The sequence below is a fragment of the Aquabacterium sp. genome (assembly GCF_014378415.1).
Taxonomy (GTDB): domain Bacteria; phylum Pseudomonadota; class Gammaproteobacteria; order Burkholderiales; family Burkholderiaceae_C; genus Aquabacterium.
Map to the genome: position 1 here is coordinate 45,158 of NZ_JACMNS010000208.1, position 10,129 is coordinate 55,286.

Sequence of the window (10,129 nt, forward strand, 5' to 3'; positions counted from 1 at the left end):
TACGGCGTATCGGAGACAAGGCTTGAGCGTTTCAGCTGAAAAAAAGTCATGGCGTTGGCTGGGTGTGGTGCTGGCGGGGGTGGTGGCGGGCATGGGCACGCGGGCCTTGCTGCAACCTTGGCTGGCCGATGCCGTTCCATTTGTCCTGGCATTCACTTCGCTGATCGCGGTGCAGGTCGTGGCTGGGCGGGCTGCGGCGATCTGGACCGCCGTGGGCTGTGCGGTGTGGGCGCTGGTACCAGGCCTGAACCCTCACCCCAGTAACCTTCACGTTGTCATCTTCTTGATGTCTGCCTTGGCGGTGGTTTTCTTCCTGGAGCGTTTCATCGGCCTGAGTCGGCCTGACGCTGCAGACGACCGCACCGCGGTGCCCTCTGAAGGCTCCTTGTGGTGGTTGCGCGTGTGGATCGCCATGTCGCTGGTGCTGCCGGTGGTTTTTTTCTGCAGCATCGCCTGGTACACCCGGGGCCAGATCCTGCAGGAAGGGCACGCCCGGGTTGATCGGGCAGCCGCCATCGTGCGCGAGCACGCCTCGCGCGTCATCGAAACCAATGGCGTCATCGTCAATTTCATCCTGGACGAGGTGGGTTCGCAATCGGCCGCTGACATCCGCGCTCGGGAAGGGCCCCTGCACCGCAAGCTGGTGCAAGCAGCCTCTGAGGTAGAACAAGTTCGCTCCATCTGGATCTGGGCCGCCGATGGTCGCCCGCTGGTGTCCAACCGACTTTTCCCTGTGCCGACGGACTTGAACGTCAACGACCGGGGCTACTTGGCCTTTTGTGACAAGAAGTCGGACACTTGGTCCATCTCCAACCTGGCCATCGGGCGCACCACCGGGCGGAAGTTCTTCAATATCAGCCGCTGTCGGCGGGCGCCGGATGGCAGCTTGCTGGGCGCCGTGGCCGTCTCACTGCTGCCGCAGTACTTCACTGATTTCTACCAGAAGATGGCTGAGTCCGAACCCGGGCTGAGCGTGACCTTGATGCGAGCCGATGGCACAGTCCTGGCCCGCTATCCCGTTGCTGACCCCAGTGCGCGGCCGATGTCATTGGCCGAGATGGCGGAGCCCACTGGCGACACCGGGCCGCTGGTCTCGCTGAGGCGGCTGGAGCCGTATTCGGTGTATGTCGCGGCCTCCATTGACCGCGGGGCCTTGCTGGCCCAGTGGCAAAACCGCGTGGCGGTGCTGGCCGCCGCAACCTTCCCCGCGGGGCTGGCGCTGGCCTATGTTGCTTCGGTGGCGCTTCGCCGCGCTTCCAGAGAATTGAAAGCCGTGCGGCGCCTGCAGGAAGAGTCCGAGCAAAGGCGGCGGGCGGAAGATGCGCTTCGGCATTCCCAGAAGCTGGAAGCCCTGGGCCAGCTCACTGGCGGGGTGGCGCACGACTTCAACAACCTGCTGATGGTGGTCAATACCAACGCCTATCTGATGGGGCAGTTGTACCCCGCCGTCAAGGACAGCAAACCGCTGGGGGCCATCAACCGCGCCGTGACGGCGGGCACCAAGCTGACCCGGCAACTGCTGGCGTTTTCGCGCCGCCAGGCCCTGAGGCCGGAAACGGTCTTGCTGCAAGACAGCCTGCCTGCGCTGTCCGACCTGTTTCGAACCACTTTGGGCGGAGCCGTGCAGTTGAGCATCGAGCTACAGGCCGACACGCACCCGCTGCTGGTCGACCCGGCCGAGTTGGAGTTGGCCTTGCTGAACCTGGTCATCAATGCCCGGGATGCCATGCCCAGCGGGGGACAACTGATCATCAGCTCCCGCAACCTGAGCGCTGCTGAACTGGCGGCCGGCGGCTCTACTCTGGGTGGTGCCGTCGTTGAGTTGGTGGTGACCGACACCGGCTCCGGCATCCCCGAGGCCATCCGAGATCGCATTTTCGAACCCTTCTTTTCGACCAAGGCACCGGGCGAAGGCACTGGCCTGGGCCTCAGCCAGGTCTATGGTTTTTGCGTGCAGGCCAAAGGCGAGGTGCTGGTCAGGTCCAACCATGGTGAAGGCACCAGCGTGTTGATGCGGCTGCCGGTGAACCTGGCGGCCGCGGTTGAAGCCGAGCCCGAGGTGCCGGTGGTGGCGGTGGTGGCGGTGGCGCCCCTGGTGGCCCGGGTGCTGCTGGTTGAAGACAATCCTGAAGTGGCCGAGGCCACCTGCGAGCTGATCCGCGTGCTCGGGTGTCAGGTCACCCACCTGGACAGCGCCGACGCCGCGCAACCTTGGCTGGCAACCCATCACCAAGACATTGACTTGGTCATCAGCGATGTCATCATGCCGGGGCAAGCCAGTGGCATCGACCTGGCGGCGATGATCCGGCGCGACTACCCGACCCTGGCCGTGCTGCTGGTGACGGGCTACACCAAAGAGCTGTGCCGGGCCATCGAAGAGGGCATTGCCGTGCTGCCCAAGCCCTTTGGCGCGGAGACCTTGCAACAGGCCATGCGAGGTGCTTTGAACAAGGCCAGCCGCACGGTTACCACCCCATGAATAGCCAACTCGACCACATTGACGCCATCCTCTTGTTCCTGGTGGTGCCCGCCATCGTGCTGGCCTCGCTGATCGAGGCCTGGGTGCTGTCCCGCCGGGCTCGCTACGATTGGCGTGCCTCGGGCATCTCCTTCCTGGACCTGGTGCTGCGCATCACCATCAACCTCACGGTGCCCTTGGCCTTGTCCACGCCGGTCACACAATGGGCGGTCAAGCACCGCCTGACCACCCTGCAGCTGGATGGCTGGCAGACCGTGCTGTTGCTATTCTTGGGCCAGGAGTTTTGCTACTACTGGTTTCACCGCGCAGCCCACCGTGTGCGTTGGTTCTGGTGCAACCATTCGGTGCACCACTCGCCCAATGAGCTGAACCTCACGGCGGCGGTGCGCATCGGTCTGTTCGGCAAGCTCACCGGCACCTTCATTTTCTTCGCGCCGCTGGTCTGGCTGGGGTTTGAGCCCAGGCTGGTGGCACAGACCCTGACCTTGAACCTGCTGTACCAGTTCTGGATTCACGCCACCTGGATCCCAAAGCTGGGCTGGATGGAATACGTGTTCAACACGCCCTCGGCGCACCGCGTTCACCATGCCAGCAACCCCCAATACCTGGATGCCAACTACGGTGGCGTGCTGATCATCTTTGACCGCCTGTTTGGCACCTACGTGGCCGAGCGCGATGACATCCCCATCCGCTACGGCCTGGTCAAACCCCAGCGCAGCTACAACCCCTTGCGCGTGGAATTTGATGCGTGGATCGAGTTGGGGCGGGACATGCTCAAGGCCCCCAACCTCAAATCAGCCTTGCTGCACGTGGTGATGCCGCCGGCCTGGCAGCCAATGGGGCGATCCGTCCCAACCCCGCCATCATCGATTGACACGGTGCGCGACTGACCCCAGACCCTGGGGCTTTGTCCATCACCTGTTGGGGTGGGTCGCCAGCGCGCGGTTGACAGCAACAATCTGCCTCTTCCCGGATGCCGCCGCTGAGACCGCTTGATGATCTTGATGATTCACGACACCCACCCACGTCACGCTTCCCATTCCACATGAGCCTGTGGACGATGGCCATGGCCGCCTGGGTGGTGGGCGTGGCATTTCAGCTGCAGCAACCCAGCTTGGTCGCCTTGGCTTGGGCTCAGGGCGCTTGTGCATCCGCCCTACTGATGGTGTTGATCAGCGCCTGGCTGATGAGCCGCAGCAGGCCGGGCCAGCGTCGGGCGGCATGGCCCCTGGTGTGGCTGGCATGTGCCTTGTTGGCCTGGGGCAGCACCACATGGCGAGCCCATGCGCTGATGCAGCAGGCCTTGCCGCCTTCATGGCAGGACCAGGACTTGTTGCTCCAGGGGCAGGTGCAGGGTCTGCCCACGTTGCGAGGCGGCAGCCTGGGATTCGACGTGGCGGTTCATAGCCTGGCACTTCAGGGCAAGACCCTGGACCAAGGCATGCCAAGCCGCGTGATGCTGTACTGGCAGGCTGGCGAGTCCTTGTCCCAGGTGCAAGCCGGCCAAGTCTGGCGTTGGACGGTTCGTTTGCAGCCCCCCGTGCCCACGGGCAACCCCGGTGGTTTTGACGCGGCACTGTGGTTGCTGGACAAGGGCGTGCGAGCCACCGGCTCGGTCCGCGCCAAGAAAGGCCAGCAACCGCAGTTGCTGCAATCGCCCAGCCATTGGTGGTCGGACGGTGCGGTAGACCGGCTCAGGCAGGGCATCCGCGAGGCCATCCAGCGGCAAGTGCCCGATGCGCGCCTGGCCGGCGTGCTCTCAGGATTGACCATCGGGGACCAGTCCGGCATCGGCCGTGAAGACTGGGATGTCTTCCGCAAAACGTCGATCGCCCATTTAATCAGCATTAGTGGCCTGCACATCGCCATGGTAGGCTGGATGGGCAGCACGGTGCTGGCGTGGCTGTGGCGGCGCAGCTCCCGGCTCATGCACCATTGGCCCGCCCCCGTCGTGCAACTGGTCAGTGGCGTCCTCGTGGCCACGGCCTATTCGCTGCTGGCCGGTTGGGGCGTGCCCGCACAGCGCACCGTTTGCATGATGGCTGTCTGGGCGCTGTTGCGCATCGGTGGTCGCCCCTGGCCTTGGCCACCGGTCTGGCTGGCGGCGGCGGTGGTGGTCACCGTGATGGACCCCTGGGCACTTTGCCAAGCGGGTTTCTGGTTGTCCTTTGTCGCGGTGGGTGTGCTCATGTCCAGCGGCACCGCAGTCGAAAGGCCTGAACCGGGCGACGAGTCCTGGCGCATGCGCGGCTCGATCATGGTCCGATCCTTGGTTCAAACGCAGTGGCTGACCACCTTGTCGTTGACGCCGCTGGCGGCGGTGTTCTTCCAGCAAGTCTCGGTGGTTGGTTTTGCCGCCAACTTGCTGGCCATCCCGGTGTTCACGGCGCTGATCACGCCTTTGGCGCTGGGCGGCGTGGTCTGGCCTGCCTTGTGGGGTGTGGCTGCGTGGTTCGTGTCCATGACTGTCAAGGTGCTGGCCTGGATGGCCCATTGGTCTTGGGCGTCCACCCATGTGCCCATGCTGCCCATGAGCTTGTCGGTGTTGGTGGTCCTGGCAGCCGCGGCCTTGGTGCTGCCCGTGCCCTGGCGCTGGCGTCTGGCAGGCTTGCCAGCTTTGCTGTTGCTGCCGTTCTTGCCCGGCCCATGGTCGCTGGTGCCGCCGCCCGTGCCTGGCCAGTTCAGCGTGGTGGCGGCGGATGTGGGGCAGGGCACCTCGGTGCTGGTGCGCACTGCGCGGCACGCCCTGGTGTTCGACGCGGGCCCCAAGGTGGGCGACCAAAGCGACGCTGGCCAGCGTGTGGTGGTGCCGCTCCTGGTGGCCTTGGGCGTGACCCAGCTCGACGAGCTGATCATCAGCCACCGCGATGCCGACCACGTGGGCGGTGCAGCTTCGATCGTGCGCGAGGTGCCGGTGACGCTGTTGCGCTCATCCCTGGAAGACGAACACCCCTTGCGCCAGACCATGGTGGGCGGCGAGCCTTTGCGGCATCGTCGGTGCGAGGCGGGCCAGCATTGGCAATGGGATGGCGTCGATTTCACCGTGGTTCACCCCCGTGCCGAAGACTACGCGCGCCGCGCTGATCTCTCGCCCAATGCCTTGTCTTGCGCGGTGCGGATTCAGGCCAAGACCTTGCCCGGCCGTGAGGCGGCCAGTGTGTTCCTGGCGGGTGACATCGAAGCTCAACAAGAGGCTGATGTGGTGGCGCGGGCTCAGGCTTTGGGTGAGCAGGTTGCCGGTTTGCGCAGTACCGTGCTGGTCGTGCCGCACCACGGCAGCAAAACCTCGTCCACCGATGCATTCCTGCAGGCGGTGGGGCCCACACAAGCCGTGATCCAGGTGGGGCGGCGCAATGGCTATGGCCATCCCTCGCCCGAGGTGGTGGCCCGCTACGACGAACTGGGTGTGGCGCGAGTGGCCACGCCCGCCTGCGGTGCTTTCTTGTGGAACAGCAGTGAAGCGCCGCTTGCGCAGCCCCAAGCGCTCAAGCGGGATCCGGCACAGCGCCTTCGCCTGGGCGAATGCTGGCGCCAGCGATCCCGGCACTACTGGGACTGAAGCGCTTCTTCAGGCAAGGGCGAAACCAGCAGCTTGTCGATGCGCTTGCCGTCCATGTCCACCACCTCGAAACGCCAGCCGTCCCAATCGACGGTGTCGGTGGTTTGCGGCAAACGGCCCAGCAACATCATCACCATGCCCGCCAGCGTGTTGTAGCGGCCGCGGTCCTCATCGGGCAGCGCCTTGAAGCCCAGCCGGTCTTTCAGCTCAGGCACCGGGATCAGGCCATCGACTAGCCAGGATCCATCCGCGCGTTGAACGGCCCAGCTGTTCTCGTCCTGTGGCGTGGTGAACTCACCCGTGATGGCTTCAAGCACATCGCGCAAGGTGATCACCCCCTGCACCTCACCGTACTCGTCCACCACAAAAACCATCTGTACCGACGAGGCGCGAAAGTGATCCAACAGCTCCATGCCCGACAAGGTTTCGGGCACAAACACCGCCGGCTGCAAGCCTTGCAACAGGTCGTTGCTCAAACCCTGAGTGATCTGGTGCAGCAACTGCTGCGCTGTGATCACGCCCAGCACATCGTCCAGGCCACCTCGGCAAACTGGGTAGCGTGAATGCCCGTGCAGCGCAATGATCGCGAGGTTTTGCTTCATCGACGCTTCCAGATTCAGCCAGGCGATGTCACTGCGCGGAATCATCATCGAGCCCACTTGCCGGTCATCCAGGCGGAACACATTGCGCACCATCTGGTGCTCATTGGCCTCGATCACGCCGGCGTCCAAGCCCTCTTCCAGGCTCGCGTTGATTTCTTCTTCGGTCACCCCACGGCCACCCGTGTCGTGCACGCCCATCAGCTTCAGCAGGCCTTCGGTGCAGGCGGTCAGCAGGTACACAAAGGGTTTGGTCAGGCGGGACAGCCATTTCATGGGCTGTGCCACCAAACGTGCCACAGGCTCCGGGTACATCTGGCCTACCCGCTTGGGCACCAGTTCGCCAAAAATGATCGTGATGAAGGTGATGATCAGCACCACCAACCCGGTGGCCGTGATTTCGGCAACGTTCTGGCTGAGGTGAAATTGGGCCGTCAACCAGATCGACAAGTCTCCGGAAAATGCAGCATTGCCCACGATACCGTTCAGTATCCCGATCGAGGTAATGCCAATTTGCACGGTCGACAAAAACTGGGTGGGGTTGTCATGCAACTCCATGGCCACCTTGGCGCCAGCATCGCCGGTTTCGGCCATCACCTGCAGCCGCGCCTTGCGGCTGGCAGCCAGGGCCATCTCTGACATGGCGAACAAGCCGTTGAGAATTGTTAGAAAAATTAAAAGCGCAACGTCCATGTGGGGCGCCGGGCATTGCCGGGCCATCGATTTTCATCGCCGAAGCGTAGCAGAATTGGTGCCATGATCTACCTCGTTGGCGACTTGCAAGGCTGTTGTGACCCTCTTGAGCGGTTGCTGGCCACGATTGACTTCTCTCCCTCGCGGGACCGGCTCTACGTTTTGGGCGATCTGGTGAACCGGGGGCCTGATTCGTTTGGCGTGCTGAAAAGGCTGCGCGGCCTGGGCGATTCGGCGGTTTGCCTGCTGGGCAACCACGATCTGCACCTGCTGGCCGTGTCGCATGGCGTGCGCAAACCGAACCGAAGCGACACCCTGGACAGCATTTTGTCGGCCCCCGACCGAGCCGACTGGCTGAACTGGCTGCGGCAACGCCGTATGGCGGTCTGGGAGCATGGTTGGCTGATGGTGCACGCCGGGGTGGTGCCCCAGTGGGATGCGGCCCAAACTGTCGCCCTGGCGGGTGAGGTTGAGGCGATGCTGCAAAGCCCGGACATCGGCGATTTTTTGAACGTCATGTATGGCGTTCAACCCAACCGCTGGCAAGACGATTTGCAAGGCCCGGATCGGTGGAGGTGCATCATCAACAGCCTGACGCGCCTGCGCTTTTGCGCGGCCGACGGCACCATGGAATTTGCCACCAAAGATGGGGCGGACGAGGCGCCAGAGGGGTTTTCGCCTTGGTTCAAGCTGCCCGGGCGGCGCACGGCCGATACCCCGGTTGCTTTTGGGCATTGGTCGACCTTGGGTTTGATCAACACCGACAACTTGCTCTCTCTGGACACCGGTTGCGTGTGGGGCGGGCAGTTGAGCGCGGTGCGCATTGAGGGTGCCACGCGTGAGTTGATCCAGATCGATTGCCCCCAATCGCAAAAGCCTGGAAGGTAGCGCCAGGCTTCGCTTACAATCCAGCGCTTCCAGGAAGTGTGGCCGAGTGGTTTAAGGCTCTAGTCTTGAAAACTAGCGTAGGGGCGACCTTACCGTGAGTTCGAATCTCACCGCTTCCGCCAAGCTAAGTAGTTGATTCATAAATAAAATTAACGAAATCAACAACTTACGGGCTGTGACTGTATACCCAGGGTGTACATCTAAAGGGTGCTTATTTGATGGAGCACACCAAGATGAAGACCCCCGGGACCATCTATAAACGGGGCACCGTTTACTGGTTCAAAGTCAAGGTTCCCAATGCTTTGGCAAGCTTGCCGAAGTACCTTAAGGCCGATGGTTCACCGCTGATCTACGCGGCCCCACCCGTCTCCCTGACCACTCAAGATCCGACAGAAGCCAACGCCAAGGCTGCACCCTTAAGTGCTCATTGGGCGGCTCAGTTTGTGGCCGACCACAAGGCCTTGGTTACCCAGAGTCCTGCCCAGCTATCTGAAGCCATGGTGGCCGCTATTGCCCATCGGGTTCACTCTTCGGTGCTGGCTGAAGATGCTTCCTTGCGTGGCAACCCTGTTGCGTATTCCGGCGAAGGTGACCGCCGATTCCGGCCATCGTGACCGATCAGGGTGTTGCGCGGTTTGATTGTAGGGTTTGGCTTGCTTTGAAGGTCTTTTTTCCTTTTTCCGATGGCTTGTTAAATATTTCGATCAGGCCCCCGCCAGGCCGCCGGAGGCCCCCCGATCCTGTCCGACGGTTGTTGGGGGTCGAGCATCGGCCTGCTGCGTGTCGGCGCTCGCTGGTGAGCCCGCTTTGCCTTTGGCCGGCCCCTTCTTGCGCAACGTCTCCCCGGTCAGCGTGAGGCGGTGATGGCTTTGCATCAGTCGGTCGAGCATCGCATCGGCCATCGTGGCGTCACCGAGCCGACCTGTTGAACCGCCCACTGCGGACCCGCATGGTGGGTGGTGTGGGGGCTGGGGGTTAAAAGCCCCCGGCTACCCGATTTAGGCCACGCGGATTCACGCGAGAGACTCGAGCAGGATTTCGGGATGCCTGCGGGCAATGCGAATCAGAGCTTGTGCTGCGCCAGAAGGTGCACGGCGACCTTGCTCCCATTCTTGCAGCGTGCGTTTTGAAATGCAGAGAGCTTCGGCAAACTGAGTTTGAGACAACCCGGTTTGTTGGCGAGCTTCAGTCACTTCGTTGAGCTCTACTTGGGTGACCCGTGCGGCCTTGCCAGCCTTCATTTCCTTGACAGATTGAAGGAGCTTGAGACCGAGTTCAGTGCCAGACATTGAGTCTGTGGTTTGGCGGCGATTACTCATTTTCAATGGCCTCTCGAACATCTTTGAGAAGATGGCCAGGGATGTTGCCCCTGACCGCTTTAGCGTAGATCACGAGGAGCCAGATTTCACCTGACAGCAAGCGAGTGAAATAGATCACTCGCACGCCGCCCTGTTTGCCCATGCCAGCACGAGACCAGCGGACCTTGCGACAACCGCCGCTACTGGGGATGACATCACCAGCTTCGGGATTACCTGCGATCCAAACACAAAAGGCAGCGCGTTCTTCCTCTGTCCACAGCTTTTTCGCATCCTCGATAAACGAAGGCGTTTCTGCGATCGTGTACATGCGCAACTATACGTCAAGGACGTATTTTTTGCAACTACCACTTGCTCACGGGTAGCGAGGCCTAACGCCCGCGGTAAGCCGCGCCGGAGCGCGAAGCGCGCAGGGCACCGACAAGCGAAGCTTGTAGGTGTCGGCTTGACCGAAAAGGTGCGCCCAGCATGGGCGCGAACTTATGGGGTGGAAGTCCCCTGTGGGAGTACCGACATGGACTCATGGTGAGCATGATAACCACGAGCTGAGGGCAAGTGCACCACCGCGAGGTGGTGTGCGGAGGAAGCCGTAGGC

8 protein-coding genes, 1 tRNA gene and 1 pseudogene are annotated in these 10,129 nt (G+C 62.5%); 6 read left to right on the plus strand and 4 right to left on the minus strand.

Features of this window, described 5'->3' with window-relative positions; translation table 11 throughout:
- Positions 1 to 22: 22 nt before the first annotated feature.
- The 3 genes from H7225_RS17895 to H7225_RS17905 all read left to right on the plus strand — a co-directional run bounded on the left by H7225_RS17895 (position 23) and on the right by H7225_RS17905 (position 6,038).
- Positions 23 to 2,479: an ATP-binding protein gene (locus tag H7225_RS17895; protein ID WP_290664308.1), complete on the plus strand. Its 2,457-nt coding sequence runs from the start codon at positions 23 to 25 to the stop codon at positions 2,477 to 2,479.
- Positions 2,476 to 3,369: a sterol desaturase family protein gene (locus H7225_RS17900; protein ID WP_290664310.1), complete on the plus strand. Its 894-nt coding sequence runs from the start codon at positions 2,476 to 2,478 to the stop codon at positions 3,367 to 3,369. The genes H7225_RS17895 and H7225_RS17900 overlap by 4 nt, the downstream gene beginning before the upstream one ends.
- A gap of 155 nt (positions 3,370 to 3,524) precedes the next feature.
- The gene (locus H7225_RS17905) at positions 3,525 to 6,038 is read left to right on the plus strand and encodes a DNA internalization-related competence protein ComEC/Rec2 (RefSeq protein WP_290664312.1); all 2,514 of its coding nucleotides are present in this window, start codon (positions 3,525 to 3,527) and stop codon (positions 6,036 to 6,038) included.
- Here H7225_RS17905 and H7225_RS17910 read toward each other — a convergent pair.
- Positions 6,026 to 7,330, minus strand: a complete 1,305-nt coding sequence (locus H7225_RS17910; protein ID WP_290664314.1) for a hemolysin family protein — start codon at positions 7,328 to 7,330, stop codon at positions 6,026 to 6,028. The genes H7225_RS17905 and H7225_RS17910 overlap by 13 nt on opposite strands.
- A 63-nt stretch (positions 7,331 to 7,393) precedes the next feature.
- Between H7225_RS17910 and H7225_RS17915 the strand changes: the two genes are divergently transcribed.
- The 3 genes from H7225_RS17915 to H7225_RS17925 all read left to right on the plus strand — a co-directional run bounded on the left by H7225_RS17915 (position 7,394) and on the right by H7225_RS17925 (position 8,832).
- On the plus strand, positions 7,394 to 8,218 hold the full coding sequence (locus tag H7225_RS17915; RefSeq protein ID WP_290664316.1) for a symmetrical bis(5'-nucleosyl)-tetraphosphatase: 825 nt from the start codon (positions 7,394 to 7,396) through the stop codon (positions 8,216 to 8,218).
- A gap of 32 nt (positions 8,219 to 8,250) precedes the next feature.
- Positions 8,251 to 8,340 (plus strand) — tRNA-Ser (locus H7225_RS17920).
- Between the two features lie 96 nt (positions 8,341 to 8,436).
- The gene (locus H7225_RS17925; RefSeq protein WP_290664318.1) at positions 8,437 to 8,832 is read left to right on the plus strand and encodes a DUF6538 domain-containing protein; all 396 of its coding nucleotides are present in this window, start codon (positions 8,437 to 8,439) and stop codon (positions 8,830 to 8,832) included.
- 213 nt (positions 8,833 to 9,045) lie between these two features.
- Here the strand turns inward: H7225_RS17925 and H7225_RS18380 are convergent.
- The 3 genes and pseudogenes from H7225_RS18380 to H7225_RS17935 all read right to left on the minus strand — a co-directional run.
- Positions 9,046 to 9,141: pseudogene (locus tag H7225_RS18380) on the minus strand (ATP-binding protein); the annotation flags it as partial.
- Between the two features lie 90 nt (positions 9,142 to 9,231).
- Complete coding sequence (locus H7225_RS17930; RefSeq protein ID WP_290664320.1) at positions 9,232 to 9,507, minus strand: helix-turn-helix domain-containing protein; 276 nt, start codon at positions 9,505 to 9,507, stop codon at positions 9,232 to 9,234.
- Between the two features lie 22 nt (positions 9,508 to 9,529).
- Positions 9,530 to 9,844 (minus strand): transcriptional regulator, encoded by a 315-nt coding sequence (locus H7225_RS17935; RefSeq protein ID WP_290664322.1) that lies wholly within the window; start codon positions 9,842 to 9,844, stop codon positions 9,530 to 9,532.
- Positions 9,845 to 10,129 lie beyond the last annotated feature (285 nt).